Below are 21,334 nucleotides of genomic sequence, written 5' to 3'. Positions count from 1 at the left end.
AAATCTCTCCTGAAGATCAGAACCAGAGGGTGGTGGGTGTCGCCGCGCCCGGCCCATAGGCCTGGCCGATCTGGGCGATGCGGATAGCGAGGCTGTCGCCGGGGCCGAGCAGGCGACTGAAGTCGGCCTGTTGCTGGGCGGCCGTGTAGATGACGTCGGTGGCGGAACTGTTCAGCACCCGCACCACTGTGCCATCGTCGTTCAGGATCTCCACTTCCCACATCTCTGCCGCCTCGCTCATCGGAATGGCGGCGGCATTCCAGCTGTCCGCGGCCAAGGCCCGGTCGCGCCGCACCCAGCGGATCGTCAGATCACCCGGCTCCCGACCGCGCCGCCATGGCTGGGTGACATGCACCGGCGCGAAGGGCCGCAGCCCGATGCCGGCCGGCGTGAAGGAAGCCGCGGCATAGCTGTCGTCGCTGACGGGCTCGGAGGCCGGACCGATGCGCCAGTTGGCAGGCAGGCCGAGATCGGCCTCGGCGATGGAGAGGGCGGTCAGCTGCTCGTCGAGCATCACCACGCGGGCGCCGGCCGCGACCATGGGCGCCATCTCACCCTCGGTACCACGCTGCCCGCGCAGCAGGCGCGTGAGGCGGTAGCGCCCGGGCGCGATCAGCTCGGCCCGACCGAACTGCAGGATCTCCCAGCCGCCCTCCGGCTGCGCCACCGCCATGGCGTTCTCGCCGGCGAAGAGCCGCAGGTCGGTGACGCTTTCCAGCGTGGCGTCGATGATGTCGACAGTGATCTGATTGCCGTGGTCGAAGCGGGAGACCGGGCCGGCATAGAGCGGGGCCGCCAAGGTGCCCATCCGAGCGCGGCTGCTGAAGGTGGACACCAGATCGAAGCCGGAGGTCTCAAAGCTGCGCCAGACCGCCATCGTCCCCGGCCACGGCTTCGCCTGCGCGGCGAGCAGCGGCTGATGCGGGGCCTGATCTTCGCGCAGCTGTGGCAGATCGAGAAAGGCGATGTCCGGCGGGCTGAACACCAACGGTCGCGCCAGCGCGGCGGGGCGCGGACTGCCGGGCGGCAGGTCGTAGGTGTCGCGGTCCTGCCGGATCGCCTCGATGGCCCGGGCCTCGGCATCAGCGATCGACAGGATGCGCATTTCCACCAAGCGACCGTCATGATCCAGATGCACGACATCGCCCGGGTCCAGCGCCAGCCGCGACGGCGGCAGGCGGAAAGCACCGGTCTCGCGACCGGTCCAGGCCTCCATCAGCGCCCGGCGGCAGCGGCGATCGGCCTCTTCGGGCGGCACGGCGACGGCGAGACTGTCCGAGGCGACGCGGCCGGCCTCCACGGTGATGCGGCGTGCCTCGACGGTCAGGGTGTCATAGTCCTCATCGGCGCGGGCGACCTGCCATTTCAGCGCCTGCGGCAGTTCGGTTTCCTGCCCGCGGGTCAGATCCATGACCTCGCCGTCGCCACTGAACCCGACCATGTCGTCCGGCGACGCCACCGCCACCGGCGCCCGGCCGCGTATGATGAAGCGGATCACACCCTCGCTCTCGACAGCATCGAAGCCGAAATGCCGCGCCAGCCCGGTGATCGAGGTGCGGGGCGCTTCCAGCGCGTTGATGACGAACCCGTCGCAGGCGCCGGCCAGGCCTGACACGTCGATCCAATCTTCCCGAATTCCAGCGCGCAGGCAGAGGTGCCGCACGAGGGCCGCGAGCGACACGGCGCCCAGCCGCCCGGTCAGCCAATGGCCGAGCCGCCAGTGGGCGCCGTCCGACCAGATGTCGGAGAGTTCCGGAAAGAACGGGTAGGGCCGGGCGTCCCATGTCCAGGCCGCGCTTTCCGTCACATCCACCATGCAACCGGCATAGCGCGAAGAGGTTGGATTGTTCGCGGCATCGCCCCAGAACAGATAGGTAGCTTCGAGATAGGCCCGCTGGATGGCATCGTCGCGCCAGCCGCGCGAGAAATGCGGCAGGAAGCTTTCCGAGGACTTCGGGTCGTAGAAGACATTGGGCTGGTTGCTGCCGCGGTCGATGGCAGGGCAGCCGAGCTCGGTGAAGCGGATCGGTTTCGACTGCGGCAGCCATGCCGTCGGTGTCGCCGCTTCGATCCCACCGGGCTGTTCATGATGTACATTTGACCACCAGCTCTTCAGATCCTTGAAACGGAACACCCAAGGCTTGCCATGGGCGCCGTCGGCGATCGGCGTCCGGATCTGCGCCGCCCGATCGGCCTCGTTGGCATAGAACCAGTCATAGCCCTCACCGCCGGCGATATTGCTCTGCAGATAGCCGCGGTCGTAGATCGAGGGCCAGGCCTGCGCATCGAGATGATCCCAGCCATCGCGCCAGTCCGAGAGCGGCATGTAATTGTCGATGCCGATGAAATCGATGTTCGGATCGGCCCAGAGCGGGTCGAGGTGGAAGAACACATCATCGCTGCCATCGCCCGGATGATGCCCGAAATATTCCGACCAGTCGGCGGCGTAGCTGATCTTCGTATCGGGTCCGAGGATCTGGCGCACGGCCGCCGCTAGCGACCGGAACTGCGCCACCGCCGGATAGGTCGAAGCATTGGAGCGGATCTGGGTCAGGCCGCGCATCTCGGATCCGATCAGAAAGGCATCGACCCCGCCGGCCAGCGCGCAGAGATGGGCGTTGTGCAGGATCATCCGACGCAGGCCCCAGTCATCGGGCGGGCCGCGCCATGTGACGGTGGTGTCGGTCACAACGAAATCCGAGGGCTGCGCGCGGCCGAAGAGGGCCGCGACCTGATCGGCGGCAGCAGCCGTCTTGTCGACCGATCCGGCAAAGCCTGCGGCGGGCGCGCAGGTGATGCGCCCGCGCCACGGCAGGATAGCCTGACCGATGCTGGCGGCATCATCCGAATACGGGTCGGGCAGGGCGTTGCCGGTGGGGATGTCGAGCATGAGGAACGGATAGAATGTGACGCGATGCCCGCGCGCCTTCAGGGCGCGGATCGCCTCCACCACAGAGAAATCCGCCGGTGTGCCGCCATAGATCGGTCGGCCCTTAGCATCCTGACTGACCACGCGCGCGGCGCCCCGACTGACGCCGTTCACTGACCAGGCCGGCGTGGTGTCTTTCGCGGCCATCTCCACCTTGGGTCGGATCGAACACTGTCCGCAGCGCAGATCATCGCCGAACCACGACACCACCAGCGACACCGATCGCGCGGCCGGCACCATGGCCTTGAGCCGGTCCAGCGACACGACCATGTCGGCGGTGCCGGCCATGGCATTGACGTTCTCGGCGCCGCCCTCGGCCTTGCGGACGATCGAGGTGGCATAGGCGAACTCGCCTGAGGCCGGGATCATTGTCACTGCCGGCACCAGCCCCTCGGCGGTGTCGGCATCGGCCAGCGGGTGGAACACTTCGAAGGAAAGCTGCGGCAAACGGTTGCCGAAGGGGGCCAGCGGCAGGTTTTCGAAGATGACATAGGCGGTGCCGCGATAGGCCGGCGTCGCCTCCGGCCCCATCTTCGCCGCGATGAAGGGGTCGGGCCCCTGGGTCTCATCGCCAGGATACCAGCGCCACGTGACATCCTTCAGATCGAGGATTTCTCCGTCGGCCCAGATGCGCCCGATGCCGGTGATCGCGCCCTCCGTTAGTGCCACCGCGAAGGATGCGTAATAGCTGTAGTCCGTGGTGGTCACCTTGGGCCCGCTGCCCTTGCCGCCACCCTGTCTGCGCGTGGTCACCTCCTCGCGGAAATCGGTGGCCCAGATGATATTGCCGCCGATGCGCATGCGGCCGTAGAGCCGGGGGATGACCACGCCTTCGGTGGCCGAGGTCAGGCGCAGGCTGTCGAGCCGCTGGCCCTCGATGCGTTGGCCCGGCATCATCGAGGACACGATCCAGCTGTCGACCATGCTGCCGACGGTGGAGCCGATCATGCCGCCGATCGCGGCGCCGGAAAAGCCCAGCACAGCGCCTCCGAAGCCGCCGCCGATAGCGGTGCCGACGGCACCCAGAACGATGGTGGCCATGATCAGATCCCGTGTGTGATGGTGGTGGCGCCGTGGCCGGGGAACAGGAAGGCGAAGGCGATGCGCCGATGCCAGGCGGTGGTCAGCGGTTCCTCGATGACGCCGAGGCGTTCATAGGCGTGGATGAAACGGCCTTCGTCGGTGACAATGCCGCAATGCTTGGCGATGGCACCGGACCGCATGCGGAAGAGGATGACGGCGCCGGGCTCAGCGTCCCCGACGTCGATCGGCAGCAGCACCTGCTGTGCTGCCTCGGCCAGCACCTCGGTCGACCCGGTCTCGCCCCAATCGCGGGCATAGGCCGGCACAGGCAGCGCTTCCGGACCGACGATATCGCGCCAGACGCCACGGATCAGGCCGAGGCAGTCGCAGCCGACGCCGCGCAGACTGGCCTGATCGTGGTACGGGGTCCCCAGCCAGAGCCGGGCGGCCGCGACTATGCGGGCAGCATCCGCAGCTACGAAAACAGGCGGCGTCACAGCACACCGCCGTCATTGCGCCCGCCGGACTTGGCGTAGCGCATGATCGCGTCCTGTCCGGGAATATGCGGAAAGCCGCGGAAGTTGACGGCATTGGCGAACTTGGCCCGGCAGGTCTCGAGGCGCTTGTCGCAGCCGGCATGGATGCGAAAGCTGTCACCCATGGCGATGCCGCGCACCGGCGCCTCCAGCAGCGTCAGGATGACGGCCCCATCGTTCACCTCATGCAGGCTGATCTCTGCAGACCTGCCAGCATTGGCGCCGCTGGTCCATGTCAGCGATCCGAAGGCGAACCAGCCTGCGGTGAGACTGCCAAGGCCGGTGGCGGCGAAGGCGCGGTCACGCAGCAGGATGTCTATGCTGCCGGTGCCGGTGAAAGCGGGATCATCGATCTGAACGCGACAGCGACCATCGCCGAGGGCGGCATCGCAGGTGCCTTGGAACACCCGGCCAACGGTCTGACCGAGGAGATGCGACAGGCTGCGGATCTCGGCCACGAAGGACATGCGGCCCCGGCGCAACTCGCCGATGGCGCCGCGGCGCATCAGCACACGCTGACCCGTGTCCTGCCAGTTCACCCGCCAAACCTCGACCAGCGCATTGTCCCAGCGGCCGTCGAGGATGTCGGTCTCGGTGATCCGGTCCGACGACAATGCGCCTTCGGCATCCTGCGCGTCGACCGAAAGGTCGGAGCCCGAGCGGATCTCGGCCGCGGCGAAACCGCTCTCCGGCTCATAGGTGAGGCCGCCGAAGGACAGCGGCATATCATGATCCGTGAAGCCGAAGGTGACATCGTCCGAGCGCAGGATCTTCCAGCACCACGCGAGGGTGGTGGCGCCACTGTCCAGATGGGCCTGCAGGGCAGGGGCGAGCCGCTTCATCGCCGGATCTCCACGAGCGGGATCGAAGTGATCGAGCCCAGCCGTTCGATGTCCAGCGTGACATCCATGGTGTCGCTGTCGAAGCGCACCGGCACATCGAACTCGAACCCGGCGGTGATCGTCGTGCCGGTCGTGGGTGCGGTGCTGAAGGTGACACGGCCGGTGGCGGGGTCGATAGTCCAGCCGCTGTTGCGCTCGGTGCCGTTCACGGCGATCCGCACCGATCCGGGGACGGGTTTGGTGATGATGCGGGCCCACGCCTGCGGCCCGGAGCGGTACTGCTTCACCAGCTGGAACGCGGTCGTTGTGCCGTCACCGACGCCGATCGCCTGATCCGTTGCAGCAATCGGCTGCGATGGCGCGCAGGAGCGATGATCCGACCAGTCCTTGAAGCGGAAGCCGTGCAGGCGGCCGTTGCGGGCTTCGAAGAAGGCAACGACTGCGGCCAGATCACCGGCGCGGCGGATGCCGTAGCTGACATCGTAGCGGCGGCGCGAGTTGGCCCAGCTGGAATTCCGCTCCTCATCACCCGATGCCAGCGTGACGATCTGCGTGCGCCGTTCCGGACCGCCACGGGCGCCGCGGCTGATATCGTCCGGAAAGCGGATCTCGTGGAATGCGCTCACATGCCCCTCCTGCCCATGGCAACGGCCCGGGCGATGTCTGCGGAAATCTGTGCCCGCGACTGCCGGAAGCTCTCGGCGTCGCGGGACTGGATATTGATGGTGACGCCGCTGCCATTCGCCACTTCGCGGCGCGACAGCACGCGTTCACCGCGCTGCAGGATGGCCGGCACCTCGTCCGAGCGCAGCCCCGCCCAGCCACCCGAATGCAACCGCGGAGCGTGGGCAAAGGCAGCGGCTGGCACCGACCGTCCCGTGCCGCCTGACCCGACGAGACCACCGGCATGCAGCACGCTGGCGAAGATGCTACTTCCGCCTCCGAGACCTGCCGTTAGTCCGCCGAGGGCCCCGGCCAGCGGACCGAGCAGAAACCGCCGCGCGCCGATCTTCGCAAAATCCGCAATGACCGATGTGGCCAGATCCCGCATCGAGGCCTTGCCGTTCTTGACGAACTCGCCAACGGCGTTCTCCGCGCCCTGAAACGCGCTGGTCAGCGCGCCGCCGATGCCGCTGCCGATGTCCTGCGCGCTGGTGGCATAATCCGAGAGCGAGGCTGCAACCGCCTTCCAGCCCTGCCTGGCCTGATCAGCGCCCGCCTTCGCGTCCTGTCCCGCCTGCCGACCCGCAGCCCCGGCGCGGCGGCCCGCACCCGCGGCGGCGTCCAAGGCGTCACTGACCCGGCCGGCACCCGCAGCGGCATCGTTCAGCGCATCGCTGCCATCATGACTGCCGGCGGCGATCGCCTCCTGCAGCGCCTGCCAGCTTTCCATGGGGCGCGTCGCCGCCTCGCCGAGCGCGCGGGACTGGTCGAGCCAGGCACCGGCCCGGCCAGCGGCGTCATCCGCCAGCCCATCGAACAGATCAGGCGCCTCGACATAGGTGCGGCTGAAAGCGGTGGCGAAGGCATCGGCCGCGGCGGTCCCGGCCTCTGAGGCCGACCCCGCGAAGGGATTGTCGATGCGGCCGAGGCTGAGCGGGTCCAGCGTGCCGATGCGCGCGCCGCCATCGCCCACCGCCCAATCGGGCAGCATCTCCAGCGCGCCGTTGATGGCGGCGATGAAGCTGTTGATGCGGGTGACGACGCCGTTCAGCATCGCCTCGATGCCGCTGATCAGCCCATTCGCCGCCTGGAACGCGAAATCGCCGATCGCCCCCGGCAGGCGACCCCAGATCGCTTTGACGCTCTCGAAGGCCCCCGACCAGACGGCCACGGTGCGATCGACCGCGGTGACGGTACCGCCGACGATCAGATCCAGAACGGTGAAAACCAGCGCCCGGTATCCCTCCCAGCCGGCGGCGAGCAGCGCGAAGCTGCTCTGGAACGACAGGCCGATGCGCTGCGCCACCTCCAATGCGATGCCGCCCAGCAGCCTGAAGGCATTGCCGATGCCACCGACCTTGCCGACCAGTTGCGTGAACTGATGGATCAGCTCGCCCGCCGCGACGATCAGCGCGCCGATACCGGTGCGGATCAGCGCCACGCGCAGGGCGGTCAATGCGGTGGCCAGGCTGAAGGTGGCGATGCGGGCCGCGACGAAGGCGGCAACCCAGCGGCTGGCCATGAAGGCGGCGAAGGCCATGGCGATGCTGGCCAGCCGATCGATGTTGTCGGCAACCATGATCAGCACATTCGCGACAGACGAGGACGCACCCAGCATCTGATCCCATGTGCCGACAAGGCGCAGCGCGGCATTGCCGATCAGGGTGAAGGCATCACCGATGGTGGCGGGCATGCTGTCGGCCTCGTCGCGCAGGCGTTCCAGATTGCCCAGCAGCGCGGTGCGGATGACGTCGCCGGTGATCGTGCCTTCCGACCCCAAGGCGCGCAGGCCCGACACCGTCGTTCCCAGCTCCTCGGCCAGCAGCTCCGCCAGCCGGCCGCCGGACTGGATCACCGTGTTCAGGTCATCGCCGCCGAGCACGCCGAGGGCCATGGCCTTCGACAGCGCATTCTGCACCGAGGCGGCGCGTTCGGCGCGGGCGCCGGAGACGACCATGGCATTGTTCAGCGCTTCGGTGAAATCGAGGCTTTCCGCAGTTGAGAGCCCCAGTTCCCGCAAAGCCGTCGCATTCGAGAGCCAGGACTCCGTCGTCTGCCCGAGATCGGAATAGGTCCGCCGCGCCATCGACGACAGCCGTTCCATCACCAGCGCACCGCGTTCCTGTGATCCGGTGGCGAGATCGACCCGCGAACGCAGATCTGTCCATTGATCGGCATAGATCTGCACCTGCCGCAGGCTGAAGGCCCCTGCGGCGATGCCGGCCAACCGCTGCAGCATGATGCCGGCGGTATCGACCTCGGCCGACATGCGGCGGAAGGACTTGGCGCCCGCCTCGCCTACACCCTGCAGCTCGGCCCGCACCTGCCGGCCGTTCTCGGCCACCAGCCGGACGGAGACCCTCTTCTCAGCCATGATGACCGTCCTGATCGCGGCTGATGCGTTCATTGGTGCGGCGGATCATCTCGGTCTCGATCACCGGCAGCAGTTCGGCGATCGCAATTCCTGAAATTCCGAGGGCCGATCCGATGGCAAGTGCCGCGCCCATGTCCCAGCCGAGCACGGCGCCGGGAATGGCGCGCAGCTGGCCCGAGAGCCGCCCGGCCAAGTCCCAGACCTGCCAGCCTTCCACGGACAGCGGCGCGTTCATGCGCGCGGGGCAGTCTGCGCAGAGCCCGGGGCAGACGGCGCAATAGGTATCGCCGCCGCCGAACTGCCAGTCGGCGAGGGCGCGGAGGCGTTTTTTTCCTGCTCCAGCATCAGATGCGGGGCGAGGCAGTCGCGCTGGAAGGCCTCGAAGACCGGCCAGATGTCCAAGAGCGCGTCGATGCCGTCCGCTGTAACCGGGACAGAATTCCCGTCGGCATCGCCGACACCCTCCCAGTCGAGGATCACCCGCCGCGCCACCGCCTTGGCCATGATCATGGCGAGGGCCTCCTGTGCCATATCTTCGGACGCCTCGGACCCGGCGATGTCGCTGCGGGCCGCGGCCATGATCGCGGTGGTGATCGGCGCCAACTGCAGGCGCAGGCCGGCGCCGAGATCGAACCAGCGCGGTTCGTAGGAAAGGTTCAGTCGGATCATGGATCAGTAGCCTTCGATGTCGTTGATGAGGGTGATGGTGGCCATGTGGCCGGCGATGGGATCACGCGCCGCTTGCCAGTCGAATGTGGCCTGCACGCCGGCCGGGCCGCTGATCTCGATGCGCGGGAGCGGCAAGTACACGGCATGCGCTGCGAGCGTCAGGCTCTGGCCCGAGGGCAGGGCATAGGCGAACTCGAGCGCGCAGGGCGCGCCGTCGATGGCCTGCTGCACCAGCGTGCTGTCGGCGAAGCGGACCTCGATCTGACCGGTGAGCGTCGCGATGGTCGGATCGGCGCCGTCGATCATGCCGTCGGCACGGATGGTCTCGATGCGGTCGAGATTGTTGGAGTACGTCACCTGCGCAGAGACGACATTGCCGAGGGCGGCGTCGTTGCGCTGGACCGCGCCGTTGAAATGGCCGAAGCGCACGAGATCGAGATCGGCCAATGTCCCGGCCTGCGAGGCCGGGGACACCGTCTCGCCCTGCGCGATCAGGCCCATGGTGGCGGTGAGCAGCCCGGAGCGCTGCAGGGTCCAGGACAACTGGTTCAGCATCACGCCGGTGTACATCGCGAAGCGCGGCACCTCGGGCATGCCGGTCTCGATCGCCATTGAGGGCAACGACCAGTTGCCGGAGCGGAAGCTGTGCGTGAACGGGCCATCGCCCGACGTGGTCGGCTCGCCGAACGCCGCCTTCAGCCAGAAGCCGATGGATGCAGCGTCCAGCGGCACGGTCAGATCGCCATCGGCGGTGATCGCGTCCTTGATCGGTGCCAGCGGATCGCGGCCATAGCCCAGAAGCTCCGAGGACAGCAGCGGCTGCTCGGCGCTGAGGGTGGAACTGGCGAAGGGCAGGCGGGTGAAGCCGCCGGCGGGCGGCGTGCCGTAAGTGGTCTCGAACGCGACCGCCAGCTGCGATCGCGCCCCCTGGGCTCGGGCCATGGGTTGTCCTTTCGGGATATTGGATGTGTCGTTGATCAGGCCAGCGGATCGGCGGTGGTGTAATGCAGCGTGACGATCAGCACGGCGGCGCGGATGGCGCCGGCCCCGTCGATGGGCAGATCGGCCGGTTCCGGCGCCTCGGCCTCGATCCAGTCGCAGGTGCCGCCGATGCTGCGGTCGGTGTTCAATGCGGCGCCAATTGCCGCCGTCAGCGCGTCGAAGCGGTGATCCAGATCCCCGCCGCGCAGGAAGACCTCGATCTCGGCGCGGTGCTGCCAGTGATAGTGCAGCGGCGACAGGGTAACCTCGGGGCTTCCGGGCGTGCCGTTGCGCAGGATGATGAGGCCGGCGTCCGGGATGCGTTCCGGCAGCACCGCATTGCGCAGCGCGGTGACGCCGCCCGGGATCAGCTGCAGCCGAGAATGCAGCGCCTTCAGCACTTCCTCGCGCCGTGTCATGTGATCCGGCTCCATCGCCGCACGATCGCCGCGGGCAGGGCGGCCAGTGCCGCCTGCGCCGATCTGTCCAGATCCAGGCGCTTCCGGAGCCGCACCTGCGGGACCAGCAGGAAGATCGGCACCGAGGCGACATTGCGCCCAGTCTTGGAACGCGACTTGACCGCACGTCCGGCTTTGCTGATCCGCGCTTCGGCGATGAGCAGGCTGGGGCCCGCGCGGCGATAGACGAAGCGCAGGCGCAAGCCGGTCCGCTGTTCCCATTCCAGCGGTGTGATGCGGCCGCCGCGGCGGCTTTTTCCCGCGGCTTCCGTCGGGATCGCCAGCCAGAAGCCGTCGGCCGAGCGGATGACGGGGCCGGTGTTGTGCGCCTCGACGATCACAGGCGCGCGGGACCAGACCATTGCGGCGGCATTGAGGCTATCGCGGCCCTTGGGATAGGTGGCGGATCGGATGGTGCGGGCGACGCGGGGCCCAAGGCCGGCGCGGGTGATCTGGCCGCGCCAGTCGTCGCGCAGACCCGTGCCGGCGTCCCGGACCGCCGCGGTCACCGCCCTCTCGCCGGCGGCGATCTCGCCCTGCATCAGCGCGGCGAGATCGGTGATCGAGGCCGAGAGCTTCATGCGGGCCGCAGGTCCAGCGTCCAGATAAGCCGCTCGCGGTCGCGCGCCGGTTCGCCCTGTACTTCCCAAGCCTCGGGTCCGATGTTGATAGGGTCGCCCGGCGCGGGATTCGGCATCTGCGACACCATCACATCGGCGCGCAGCGTGTCCGACCAGACCCGGGCACCGCCGTAGCTGGTCACCTCATCCGGCGCCTTTCGGATCAGCCGGATCGGGATGCCCGGTTCCGCGCCGCCCTTCAGCCACAGCCCATCCGTCGCCATGTTCGGATCGGCGAAGACCCGAGCCAGCGCGCGTTCGAACCCCTCCATCAGACCGCCACGCCGTTCAGCCGCACGCGGCCGATCGTTTCCGCAGCGGTAGCCCCCGTGGCCAGGACAGCGATGCCGATCAGCGTGTTGTCCGTGACCGTGGTCGTGGTGCGGCTATTCGCGCCGTCCCAGTACACCTTCGCGCCCACATACCAGGCCTGCGACGGCGCCTTCGGCAGGTCGAAGACGCCGGTGAGGGCAAGAACACATTCCTCGCCGGCGTCCATCTCGAATACCTCGACGGTCGTGGTCGCGACGCCGAACAGGCCACCGCCGAGCAGATAACCGCTGCCGCCGATGATGCTGCCGCCGAGGACGAGTTCGTCGGTGGGGACGTTGATGAAATCGCCCTGCGCGATGAAGTTCTTCATAGGTCTGTCCTTTCTCTAGGCTGCGACGATCACGCCGGCGCCGCGCCGGCGTTGCGATAGAGGCCGCGCCAGTCGATGGCCTTGGCGGCGAAGTCGTGGCGGGCCTTGATCTCGAGGCCGTCGACCTCGAAGCCGGTGCGGGTCTCGGTGAAGACGCCCTCCTGCCCGTCGAGATAGGCGTATTCGACCGTGTCGATGCGGGACGGATCGGCGGCGAGGAACCACGGATCCTGCCCGGTGGCGGGGATCAGGCGCGGTTCCTCGATGACCTCGAGCCGGCCGGAGAAGGTGTTGACCTCGGCGGTGCTCGACGGCGTCGTCGCGGTGACCTGCTTGCGCGCCTCGACCGCGCGGGGCCCGGGGGGCGTCAGCAGATAGCGCGGCAGGATCGAGATCAGCCGATCCTCAAGCCCCTTGTGCTGGCCGAAGGCGCGGTAGGCGCTGGCCAGCGCCGCTTCGGAAATCGCCGAAGCCGTGCCCATGTTGTTGTGATCCGCATGGAACAACGCCTTGCCGTCGCCCATGGCCGGGTTCTGCATCAGGATGGAATAGACGATGTCGGACTCGAGATCGGCGGCGGAGGCGCCGAACGACGCCGGCAGGCGGGTGAAGGCGTCGAGATCGTCGTTGATCAGCACCTGCCGGGTGATGGCGACGATGCGGCCATAGGTGGCGAGGGCATAGACCTCGCGGCCTTCGCCGATGGTGCCGTATTGGAACTCGCCGGACTCGAGCACCCGCTGCAGGTCCGGGGCGCCGCCGAGCTGGGTGCGCTGGACCGGTTTGAAGTCGGTGATGGTGGCGCGCCGCGCCCAGGCCCCGAAGGTGCGCGGCGTCGAGGCATAGGCCTGCCGCAGGGTGGTGTTGGCGACATTGGCGAGGATCGCCGGGAAGTCGCTGGTGGAATGATAGCCGGTGGCGCGCTGCTCGAAGGCGGCCCGCGCCACCTCTATCTTCGAGAGCCCGCGCGTGCTGCCGCCACGGCGTTCGATGGCGTGGCGGGCCATTTCCAGCAGGGTAAGGCCGCGGAACTCGCGCGCGCCCGTGTCCAGCGCATGGGCGCCGGGGTTGTGGCGGTGCAGCAGGGCGTTCGACACCGCATCGCGATAGGCGATCTCGGCCGCGCCGCCGTCGCGGGCCTGCGCGGGCGCGGGTTCGGCCGTGCGCCCGGCGGGATCGCTGTCCACCAGCTTGTCGAGGACGGCGGCGCGGGCGTCATCGATCGAGACACCTCGGCCGATCAGGTCATCGGCCATGTCTGCGAGACCCGCGTGACGACAGAGAGCCATGATGTCGCCTGACCTGCGACGCTCTTCGGCGCGGATGGCATCTGCGTCGGGTGCAGCCGGGGCGGGGGATGCTGCCGGATTGGCGGGCGCTGGCTGCGGCGACGCCTGTTGGCTGGGCGCGGCCTCGCGAGCGGCGTCATCCCGATCGCCATCTTCGGTCGCCGGATTTGCTTGCGGCATGGTATGTCCTTTCTCTGTGATGTTCGCGCCCAGCGTCGTGCTGCCCGCGTCAGCGCGATTGGTGATGGTGCAGGGATGCAGACGGGTCTCTCGGTCGCCGGGCTCGGCTCGGATGCCGGCGGCTGCATCGGCGCCGATGGCCACCGCGCTGATCTCCAGCGGCTCCCAATCGACGGCACGGTAGAGCGCGCGGGTGCCGCCGTCGCTGCGATCGGCCTTGGCGACCCGTTCGAAGCGGTGCACGCGATAGCCGACCGAGACATTGCGGATGATGCCCGCCTTGATGTCGCGCCAGATGTCCTCGACTTCGTCGCGCTCGGAGAGACGGATGCGGGCGAAGGCGCGGCCGGCCTCGATGCGGATCGAGCCGTCCTCGACCACGCCGAGAATGCTGCGCAGGCTCCAGGAGGCATGGGAGTTCAGGAACGGCGCGCCGCCGTTCAGGCGATCGAGGCGCATGGCATTCGGGGACACCACCAGCTCCTCGTCGAATTCCTCGTCGCGCGCCCAGGAATAGCGGCGGACCTGCGCGCCGGTGGTCCAGAGGACTTCGAATGTCCGGGATGCCTCGTCGACGGCGTGCAGGGAGCCGGCCCGCCCGATTACGGGCAGGTCGATGATCTGGTCAGTTGGCATGGATCAGTCCTGTTCTTCTGCGCCGGTCGGCGATGTTGTCGTGGCCGCCGGATCGGCGGTCTGTACGAGCCCGCCCTTGGTGACCTTCCGCGGGTCGCTGTCGAAGACGAGGCCGGCGGCGTCGGATTTGGCGGCGAAGCCCGCCCATTCGGCGATGACCTCGTCCGGATCATAGCCGCGCCGGGCGATCTGCTGCGGCAGGGTGGAGAAGCCGGCGCGGACCTCCAGCAGATCGGCCTGCGCATCCTGCAGCGGATTGACGCTTTCGAACTTCGGCGGGCCCCATTCGACAGGGATCTCGGTGTTCTCGGGCAGCAGCCCCGCCATCACGGCTGCGTCGACGAACCAGCGCCAGATCGGCGTGCAGAACATCGGGATGATGGTCTGCCATTGCAGCTGCTCGACCATGCGGCGGAACTCGTTCAGACCCACGCGGCTGGAGGAGAAGCTCGTCTGGCTGAGATCACCGGTCATCAGGGCATAGGGAACGCGGAAGCCGGCGGCGATGATATGCAGCTGCACCCGGTGCCATTCATAGACCCCGGCGGTGCTGGCGGGCTGGTTGAACTTGATGTCCTTGCCGCCGCGGGCATAGGCGATGAGGCCTGGTTCGAACTGCTCGATGCGGTTGCCGGCCGCATCCTCGACCACCGGTGCGATGGACTGCTGATCCTCATCGGCGCCGAAGACGATGCCGACGAGGCAGGCCTCGGTGCGCTTGCGCACGAGCTCGGCCTGCTGCCAGTCATCGACATCGCGGATGGCGCGCATGGCCGGGGTGCCCCAGGGCACGCCGCGGGACTGCACGCGCTGGCGTTCGAAGAGATGCGCGACCCGGTCGGCCGGCAGTCGGGAGGATTCAAGCCGCCGCGCGAAGACGGGCGAGGTGTCCCCGGGATGATCGGCGAACATCCAATAGGCGGCGCGGCGGCCGTTCCGATCGTATTCGATGCCCTGACTGATGCGGGAACCATCCGCGCGACTGTCGAAGCGGCCGGCATCGAGATGATCTGCCTCGCGCAACTCGATGCGCAGCGGCACATCACGGGCATTCGTCGCACGGACATTCCTGCGCACCGCAAACACATCACCACCCTCGATCATCTCGCGCACCGCCAGTCCGAGAATGCCGTGGAAATCGGTATGCCCGTGCTGATCGCAGCCCGCGGCCCAGCGTTTTCAGAGCGCATCGACCTGTCTGTTCAGGGCCGCATCACTGGTCGCGGCGCGCGGCCGGATGCCGGTGCCGACGATGTTGTTGACCAGCACCTGCACCGCCTGCGCGGCCATCGGGTTGTTGCGCACCAGATCCCGCATGCGATGGCGCAGCAGCGGGCCATCGGTGGCGATCTCGGCATCCGCCGCCGTGGCGCCGGTCTTCCAGCCGGCGGTGCCCCGACCGCGGCCGGCGGAATCGTAATCCCGGCGCAGATTGCTGATCGCCACCCGGGCGGCATAGCGCTTGGCTGCCGCGCGTGGGGCCAGTGCCGAGAGCGCAGCATCCATCAGGCCCCAGCGGGCCCGCGGGGCGATCTGGTTCGAATTGCTCTGCATCATCAGTTCCGCCGGAAGCCCGCGAACCCGGCGACCGCACGCGGGCGGCCGGCCGCACCGGCCATCTCGCCCTCGATCAGGCGGATGCGGCTCAGAAGATCGGCGGCGGAGCCGTACTCCACCGACTTGCCGTCATAGGACACGCGCGTGGTGCCGGCGGCATAGGCCCGGCGCAGGGCGTCGAGTTCCGTCTCTGTCCAGGCCATCAGAACCAGTTTCCTTTCCTGCGATCGCCCATCCAGCCCGAGGATCGGGGCGGGGGCGGGGTGTCTCTTGGCCGCTGCGGCTGTCCCGCCGGCAGCGATGGCGTTTCCGTGCGGCCGGGCAGCAACTGCGCGGCCAGTGTCTCCCACCGGTCCTCATTCCAGCGGTCCATGCCCATCAGCCAGGCTGCGGCACGGGCATAGACCCGACAGTCTAGCGCCTCGTTGCGATCCCGGGTCCGCTGCCATTCGAGGCGCTGGAAGCCCTGCCGCGTCTTCACGGTCATCAGCTGCTCGGCCGTCAGCTGCTTCGTCCATTCCGCCGTGGTGCCACGCGGGATGTGCACGAAGCCGGCCGGATAGCCGATGCCGTCCGCAATCTCTTCGTCTGTCGGCGCTGCGAGGCGCAGAAACCGATAGGTCTCGGATTTGAACACCGCGCCGGCCACTTTCCAGAGCCGCACGCCGCGCCGGATACGGCGTCCGGCTTCGGTGACATCGACATAGGTCGGCCCGTCCACCGGCGTGGCGCGATCGAAACCGCCTACGCCCTTCACCGCGATGACCTGCCCATTGCCCATCTTCCGGCACCAGTTGTAGACCGCGTCCGTGGTGGCGCCGTCGCCGGTGTCGATCGCCAATCTGGCCAGCGCCATACGCGCGCCGCCGGCATGATCCCATGTCTCGCCGAGAAAATCGGTCAGATCGGCCCAGACCTCCTTCCTCGCGGTATCGCCTTCCAGCACGACGTGATCGACGAGCCAGCTTTCCAGATTGCGGCCCCAGCCCCAGACGTCGATCTCGATTCGGTCGCGCTGCACATCCGCGCCCGCCGTCAGCATCAGCGCGCCCTCGGGCACCTGACCCAGATGCCAATCCTCGCGGCGCTCATAAAGGCGCTGCCAGTCCGGTGCCTCGCCGCGTTCCTGCCATGTCTCGCCCAGCACGGTGTTCTTCAGCGTCTTCAGCGCGGCGTCATTGCCCTGCGCCGCCTCCCAGTTCCGGGCGATCTCGGCCCAGGAGAGCCAGCCCAGCGGAGAATAGAGCCCGCTGATGTGGAAACCGACGATGCCCGCCGACTCGGCGCGGCGTCGCAGCTCCGGTTCCGCCGTCGGCATCCAACGTGCACCATTGGACTCGTCCATCATTTCGGTCTTGTGCCGTTCGGCGATCGGTTCGTCGCAATGTTCGCAATGATATGTCGCCGTTTCCGGCAGGCCCGGTTGCCAGCGCAGACGCTCGAACTTCAGCCATTGCAGCGCCCCGCAATGCGGGCAGGGCACGTGATAGCGCTGCTGATCGGACAGCTCGTACTCCCGTTCGATCCGCGACAGGCCCTTCACCGTCGGGGTCGAGGCCAGAAACACCTTGCTGCGATGTCCGAAGCTGATCGTGCGCGCCTCGGCCAGCGCAATCGGATCGCCCTCGCCGTCGATATCGCCCGGATAGGCATCGACCTCGTCCAGAAACACCCAGCGCGCGGGCATGGAGCGCAGCCCCACCGCACTGTTCGCCCCGGTCAGGATCAGCTGCCCGCCCGGGAATCGCTTGCCGAGGATGGTGTTGCCGCTGTCCTTCGCGCGCGAGGGCATCACCAGCGCCCGCAGATCCGGGCTTTCCTCGATCAGCGGGTCGATGCGCTGCTGCGACAGGCGCTTGGCCAGATCCACCGTCGGCTGCACGGCGAGAAACGGCCCCGGCGCGCGGTGGATGCAGAAGCCGATCCAGTTGTTGCCGGCCTCGGTCGCGCCGACCTGCGCCGCCTTCATGAACACGACGCGCTGTGCCGGGGCGGCGGGCGACAACGCATCCATGATTCCGCGCATGTAGGGTGTGCGATCCGTCCGGTAAGGCCCGGCCTCGGAAGCCGCGCGAGAGGACAGGATCCGGTGCCGGTCCGACCACTGGCTGACCGTCTGGCTGGGATCCGGGGCCAGCCCATCGAGCCATGCCCGCCGGATATCCTCGGTGCCGTCGAACTCAGCGAAGGTCAATCTTCACCTCGGCCATGTCGGCCAGATGCGCGCGCAGGAACCGATCCAGCACCTGCTCCAGCGCATGCGCCTCCACACCCAGTTCCGCGGCCATGTTCGCCGCCACCCGCGGCGGCCAGTTCAGCCAGGCATCGCGTTCACGCCGCGCCAGATCGAAGACTGAGTTCGTGGCCCGCGCCCGATCGACCAGCTCGCCCTTCATCTTCTCGAGCCGCACCCGCGCCGTCTGTGCCTTCAGCACCTCATTGGCCATCCGCGCGCGCAAAAACGACACCTCGCCGCCGGAGCCGGTCCCGACATCGGCGCCGCCATCGCCCAGCGTGGCATTCACCGCATCGATCGCGGCCTTCGGCACCGGCTTCGTTGCCGCCGCCCGTGCGGTGCCAGCGGCGGTCTGCGCGCCCAGCGACTGTGCATGCACGCCGCGTTGCTTAGCCGGGTCCGTCTGGCTGTCCCACTGTGCATCGGCCTTCGCCGGGTCGATCGTGCCATCCGCCTCGACGCTGATCCGGCCGCTGGCGATCGCCTTGCGCACCGCCATGTCGCTCACGCCGCGCATCGACGCATATCTGCGGCGCGATACACCCATGGTCAGACCTCATGATTGCGAAATGGAACCTTCACTCTTTCCCTTATCTGTACAAACTTTTCGTTGATGAAGGTCTGGGCAGGAGAAATCGGTGACTTGGTTAATTGAACTGAATCGAGATATAAGATACGAGCAATTACAGGGGTTTGATCCAAACTGGATTCTTTTGGGTATCACTGTCGATCATTTCCGTGATGACATGACAGACTACTCCCTGACATCGCCACATCTTCAACGGCACGACGATGCGGCCGTTGCGGTGACCGCCGCACGTGACCTTTCTCTTTTGATCAATGGCGTGTTCAGCGTTTTCGGAGTCGAACCGATCTTGCACCTTGCGGCACATCGCATGCTTCGCGATGAACCACGTGCGATTGTCGGTAGATTTTCCGCATGGCCGACGGGCCCTGATTTCACGATGCCATACTCGGCCCTTGATGATAGATGGCGGCGATGGCGACGGACGGACCGCCGTTTCAGAACGACGGAAAGTGGGAATTTCTGCGCACTTTGCCTTCATAGCGAAAAAATTCGCAATATCGCGCTAACGTTCGGTTATCTTGGCATGAACTGGATCAGCTTATCATCTACTCTCGAACATCTCGGCTTCAGCGACCAAGGAATGATTGATCGATATGACGTCACCAGAGCGCAGTTGCGAGCATTTCAGGGGACCGCGAACAACTTTTCTATATTAGGGCCGGCCGCACGACATGGTGCGCAGCGACGTGCCCCCCCTCGCGAGATTACGACCTTAGCTGCAGCTCGAGAGCTTGTCATGGATATGGTGCGCAAAGAAGCGCAAATTCTTGCTCAGGAGCCCGATTTTATCAAGGCCATGATCACCATCCATCCCGCCGGAGGAGAGCTCGCAGATACACGATAGGTCTATGCTTCAACAAGCGGCGGTCGGGGCCTTTTCAGCGTTTCCCTCTTTCAACACCTCGTCAAATACGCGCCCATCCCCCTCCAGTAGCGCCACTCCGCCTGTCAGCTTCTGCCATCGTGCCACGGCGACATCCACATAGGTTGGGTTCAGCTCGATCCCGTAGCAGACCCGGCCGGTGGTCTCGGCCGCGATGAGCGTGGTGCCGGATCCCATGAACGGCTCGTAGATCGCCTGTCCGGGGCTGGAGTTGTTCAGGATCGGGCGGCGCATGCACTCGACGGGCTTCTGCGTGCCGTGGGTGGTTTCCGCGTCCTGATCCTTGTTCGCGATGTGCCAGAGCGTCGTCTGCTTACGGTCTCCCGCCCAGTGGCCTTTGCCGCCCTTGCGCACCGCATACCAGCAGGGCTCGTGCTGCCAGTGGTAATCGCCGCGGCTGAGGACCAGCCGGTCCTTGGCCCAGATGATCTGCGCGCGGACGTTGAAGCCGCAGGCGATCAGGCTGTCGGCAACCGTGGTGGCATGCAGGGCGCCGTGCCAGACATAGGCCACGTCGCCTGGAAACAGCGACCAGGCCTCGCGCCAGTCGGCGCGGTCGTCGTTCAGTACCTTGCCGGTGCGCTTAGTCTTGGGGGCGCCCGTCGCATTGCGCCAGGCCGGATCGTATTCCACGCCATAGGGCGGGTCGGTCACCATCAGCATCGGCTTCACGCCTGCCAGCAGCTTTTCGACATCGGTGGCGATGGTCGAGTCGCCGCAGAGCAGGCGGTGGCTGCCCATGATCCAGACATCGCCGGGGCGGGAGATCGGGTCCACCGGCGGCTCGGGGATCTCGTCCTCACCATCGACGGCGCCATCTTCGTCATCATCGAGCTCGCCGAGCAGTTCGTCCAGTTCAGCCTCGGAGAAGCCGATAATGTCGAGATCGAAGTCGATGTCGCGCAGGCCCTCCAGTTCGAAGCGCAGCAGGTCCTCGTCCCAGCCGGCGTTCTCGGCGATCTTGTTGTCGGCGATGACCAGCGCTCGGCGTTGCGCCTCGGTCAGATGATCAAGGACGATGACCGGGACCTCGGTCAGCCCCAGCTTCTGCGCTGCCATGAGCCGGCCGTGGCCGGCGATGATGACATCGTCGCCGCCGATCAGGATCGGGTTGGTGAAGCCGAACTCAGCGATGGAGGCGGCGATCTGGGCGATCTGATCGTCGGAATGGGGGCGGCATTGCGGGCGTAAGGTACCAGCCGTGTCGCGGGCATCATCTCGACCTGCAAGGCGGTCTCCTTCGGCCCCGCTGCCGCGGGTCATGAAAACGCCGTGCGGGGGGACGCCCGGCGGCAGTGATGTGGCGGTCCGCGAACTTGCGAACCCAAACGTGCGAACCCGAGGCGCGAACCCAGAATTTTTCCTTGACGCTAGAGGTTTGGCGCGCCTCTGTCCCCCGCATAGCATCGATCCCGCGGAGGAACCGAAGCCGGGGGGAGGGGGCCGGATAGCCCCCCGGTTTCCGGTCGAAAGCAAGAATATTGCTCCGATTTTCGTTGACGCCGCAGGGAATTCGACCCGCTCGGGCCCTTGATCACCTCTGGCCATCGTAGGGATAAACTGCACCGGAATGGCCGATAATGTCGCGCCAAAAGTTCGACGTATCGGCGCCGTCATGGCGGCGGTTTGGCGCGGTCCGGAGCCGGTTTGACAACGCCTTGCGCCGCCGCCTTCTTCGCATCCGATACGAATAGTGGAATTTTTTTGTTATTTTCAAAAACGCTTGACGATGGTCAGCAGGCTAGCGGTCCAGCGCCGCCAGGCGGTGGACCGGACGCAGCCGACATGGCGGCAGATGGTCTGCCAGCGATGCCCTTCGGCCCGCATCCAGACGATGCGCCGGTTGTCGGCGGCCTGCTGTTCGCTCTCGCTGCCGATCAGGGCCAGCCAGTCCAGCGCCTCCTCCATCCGCTGGAACTCGGGGGCGTTGGGTATCACCCGCATGCGGGCCGGCTCGTAGCCATAGGCATGCTTCGCCTCGTGCACGTAGTCCGGCCGGGAACGCCCGAAGCCGCGGGAGCCAGACGCCGGTGGGTTCGGCATGCGCTTCAGCGTCAGGGCGGCTTCCTCGAGCCGATCCTCGATCTCGCGTGGTGTCAGGGCCAACGTCATGGCGCACCTCCGGCATCCCCGGGCACCGGCACGCCGCGGGCCGCCAGCCGATCGGCGGTCACCAGCTCAAAGCCCAGCAGCGCCCGTGCCATGGTGTTGGTCACCGCGTTCGGC

18 protein-coding genes and 2 pseudogenes are annotated in these 21,334 nt (G+C 67.2%); 1 reads left to right on the top strand and 19 read right to left on the bottom strand.

What is annotated here, in order from left to right:
• Positions 1-16: 16 nt before the first annotated feature.
• The 17 genes and pseudogenes from CG51_RS08605 to CG51_RS08525 form a co-directional block, all read right to left on the bottom strand.
• Positions 17-3,970, bottom strand: coding sequence for a baseplate multidomain protein megatron (locus CG51_RS08605; RefSeq protein ID WP_035743991.1), 3,954 nt, complete (start codon positions 3,968-3,970; stop codon positions 17-19).
• Between the two features lie 2 nt (positions 3,971-3,972).
• Positions 3,973-4,449 (bottom strand): NlpC/P60 family protein, encoded by a 477-nt coding sequence (locus CG51_RS08600; RefSeq protein ID WP_051930293.1) that lies wholly within the window; start codon positions 4,447-4,449, stop codon positions 3,973-3,975.
• On the bottom strand, positions 4,446-5,330 hold the full coding sequence (locus CG51_RS08595; RefSeq protein WP_035743989.1) for a DUF2163 domain-containing protein: 885 nt from the start codon (positions 5,328-5,330) through the stop codon (positions 4,446-4,448). The genes CG51_RS08600 and CG51_RS08595 overlap by 4 nt, the downstream gene beginning before the upstream one ends.
• Entirely contained in the window at positions 5,327-5,956 is a 630-nt protein-coding gene (locus CG51_RS08590; protein ID WP_035743987.1) for a DUF2460 domain-containing protein, read from the bottom strand. Before CG51_RS08590 ends, CG51_RS08595 begins: the two co-directional genes overlap by 4 nt.
• Positions 5,953-8,367 carry a tape measure protein gene (locus tag CG51_RS08585; protein WP_035743985.1) on the bottom strand — a complete coding sequence of 805 codons (2,415 nt, stop codon included), beginning with the start codon at positions 8,365-8,367 and terminating at the stop codon, positions 5,953-5,955. Before CG51_RS08585 ends, CG51_RS08590 begins: the two co-directional genes overlap by 4 nt.
• Positions 8,360-8,602 (bottom strand): DUF7697 family protein, encoded by a 243-nt coding sequence (locus tag CG51_RS08580; protein WP_035743984.1) that lies wholly within the window; start codon positions 8,600-8,602, stop codon positions 8,360-8,362. Before CG51_RS08580 ends, CG51_RS08585 begins: the two co-directional genes overlap by 8 nt.
• Entirely contained in the window at positions 8,599-9,036 is a 438-nt protein-coding gene (locus CG51_RS08575) for a hypothetical protein (RefSeq protein ID WP_035743982.1), read from the bottom strand. Before CG51_RS08575 ends, CG51_RS08580 begins: the two co-directional genes overlap by 4 nt.
• 3 nt (positions 9,037-9,039) lie before the next feature.
• Complete coding sequence (locus CG51_RS08570) at positions 9,040-9,978, bottom strand: phage tail tube protein (protein WP_035743980.1); 939 nt, start codon at positions 9,976-9,978, stop codon at positions 9,040-9,042.
• Between the two features lie 35 nt (positions 9,979-10,013).
• Positions 10,014-10,436 (bottom strand): hypothetical protein, encoded by a 423-nt coding sequence (locus CG51_RS08565; protein WP_035743978.1) that lies wholly within the window; start codon positions 10,434-10,436, stop codon positions 10,014-10,016.
• The gene (locus tag CG51_RS08560) at positions 10,433-11,056 is read right to left on the bottom strand and encodes a DUF6441 family protein (RefSeq protein ID WP_035743977.1); all 624 of its coding nucleotides are present in this window, start codon (positions 11,054-11,056) and stop codon (positions 10,433-10,435) included. Before CG51_RS08560 ends, CG51_RS08565 begins: the two co-directional genes overlap by 4 nt.
• On the bottom strand, positions 11,053-11,367 hold the full coding sequence (locus CG51_RS08555) for a head-tail joining protein (RefSeq protein WP_035743975.1): 315 nt from the start codon (positions 11,365-11,367) through the stop codon (positions 11,053-11,055). The genes CG51_RS08560 and CG51_RS08555 overlap by 4 nt, the downstream gene beginning before the upstream one ends.
• Positions 11,367-11,738, bottom strand: a complete 372-nt coding sequence (locus CG51_RS08550) for a DUF2190 family protein (protein ID WP_035743971.1) — start codon at positions 11,736-11,738, stop codon at positions 11,367-11,369. Before CG51_RS08550 ends, CG51_RS08555 begins: the two co-directional genes overlap by 1 nt.
• Positions 11,739-11,767: 29 nt before the next feature.
• Entirely contained in the window at positions 11,768-13,843 is a 2,076-nt protein-coding gene (locus CG51_RS08545; RefSeq protein WP_035743970.1) for a prohead protease/major capsid protein fusion protein, read from the bottom strand.
• Between the two features lie 3 nt (positions 13,844-13,846).
• Positions 13,847-15,349 (bottom strand): annotated as a pseudogene (locus CG51_RS08540) (phage portal protein).
• A gap of 50 nt (positions 15,350-15,399) precedes the next feature.
• Positions 15,400-15,603 (bottom strand): phage head-tail joining protein, encoded by a 204-nt coding sequence (locus CG51_RS08535; protein WP_035743969.1) that lies wholly within the window; start codon positions 15,601-15,603, stop codon positions 15,400-15,402.
• Positions 15,603-17,594: a phage terminase large subunit family protein gene (locus CG51_RS08530; protein WP_035743967.1), complete on the bottom strand. Its 1,992-nt coding sequence runs from the start codon at positions 17,592-17,594 to the stop codon at positions 15,603-15,605. Before CG51_RS08530 ends, CG51_RS08535 begins: the two co-directional genes overlap by 1 nt.
• A complete protein-coding gene (locus CG51_RS08525; protein WP_233141171.1) occupies positions 17,581-18,153 on the bottom strand; it encodes an elements of external origin in 573 nt (190 codons plus the stop codon). Before CG51_RS08525 ends, CG51_RS08530 begins: the two co-directional genes overlap by 14 nt.
• A gap of 121 nt (positions 18,154-18,274) precedes the next feature.
• Here CG51_RS08525 and CG51_RS20010 point away from each other — a divergent pair, with 121 nt between their 5' ends.
• Positions 18,275-19,069: a hypothetical protein gene (locus CG51_RS20010; protein WP_143412939.1), complete on the top strand. Its 795-nt coding sequence runs from the start codon at positions 18,275-18,277 to the stop codon at positions 19,067-19,069.
• Positions 19,070-19,078: 9 nt separating this feature from the next.
• Here CG51_RS20010 and CG51_RS08520 read toward each other — a convergent pair.
• Positions 19,079-20,325 (bottom strand): annotated as a pseudogene (locus CG51_RS08520) (site-specific DNA-methyltransferase).
• Between the two features lie 496 nt (positions 20,326-20,821).
• Entirely contained in the window at positions 20,822-21,220 is a 399-nt protein-coding gene (locus tag CG51_RS08515; protein WP_051930291.1) for a DUF6362 family protein, read from the bottom strand.
• Positions 21,221-21,334 lie beyond the last annotated feature (114 nt).

The sequence above is a fragment of the Haematobacter missouriensis genome (assembly GCF_000740775.1).
GTDB classification, from domain to species: Bacteria; Pseudomonadota; Alphaproteobacteria; order Rhodobacterales; family Rhodobacteraceae; genus Haematobacter; species Haematobacter missouriensis.
Note: the sequence above shows the minus strand (reverse complement) of the source record. Positions and strands in the feature narration are given on the sequence as shown.

Bases quoted from the DNA above. Each gene is read 5' to 3' on its own strand.
- CG51_RS08565 (WP_035743978.1), bottom strand. From the start codon at position 10,436: ATGACACGGCGCGAGGAAGTGCTGAAGGCGCTGCATTCTCGGCTGCAG.
- CG51_RS08570 (WP_035743980.1), bottom strand. From the start codon at position 9,978: ATGGCCCGAGCCCAGGGGGCGCGATCGCAGCTGGCGGTCGCGTTCGAG.
- CG51_RS08585 (WP_035743985.1), bottom strand. From the start codon at position 8,367: ATGGCTGAGAAGAGGGTCTCCGTCCGGCTGGTGGCCGAGAACGGCCGG.
- CG51_RS08595 (WP_035743989.1), bottom strand. From the start codon at position 5,330: ATGAAGCGGCTCGCCCCTGCCCTGCAGGCCCATCTGGACAGTGGCGCC.
- CG51_RS08525 (WP_233141171.1), bottom strand. From the start codon at position 18,153: ATGCGCGGCGTGAGCGACATGGCGGTGCGCAAGGCGATCGCCAGCGGC.
- CG51_RS08580 (WP_035743984.1), bottom strand. From the start codon at position 8,602: ATGAACGCGCCGCTGTCCGTGGAAGGCTGGCAGGTCTGGGACTTGGCC.
- CG51_RS08545 (WP_035743970.1), bottom strand. From the start codon at position 13,843: ATGCCAACTGACCAGATCATCGACCTGCCCGTAATCGGGCGGGCCGGC.
- CG51_RS08555 (WP_035743975.1), bottom strand. From the start codon at position 11,367: ATGGAGGGGTTCGAACGCGCGCTGGCTCGGGTCTTCGCCGATCCGAAC.
- CG51_RS08515 (WP_051930291.1), bottom strand. From the start codon at position 21,220: ATGACGTTGGCCCTGACACCACGCGAGATCGAGGATCGGCTCGAGGAA.
- CG51_RS08575 (WP_035743982.1), bottom strand. From the start codon at position 9,036: ATGATCCGACTGAACCTTTCCTACGAACCGCGCTGGTTCGATCTCGGC.
- CG51_RS08535 (WP_035743969.1), bottom strand. From the start codon at position 15,603: ATGGCCTGGACAGAGACGGAACTCGACGCCCTGCGCCGGGCCTATGCC.
- CG51_RS08560 (WP_035743977.1), bottom strand. From the start codon at position 11,056: ATGAAGCTCTCGGCCTCGATCACCGATCTCGCCGCGCTGATGCAGGGC.
- CG51_RS08550 (WP_035743971.1), bottom strand. From the start codon at position 11,738: ATGAAGAACTTCATCGCGCAGGGCGATTTCATCAACGTCCCCACCGAC.
- CG51_RS08605 (WP_035743991.1), bottom strand. From the start codon at position 3,970: ATGGCCACCATCGTTCTGGGTGCCGTCGGCACCGCTATCGGCGGCGGC.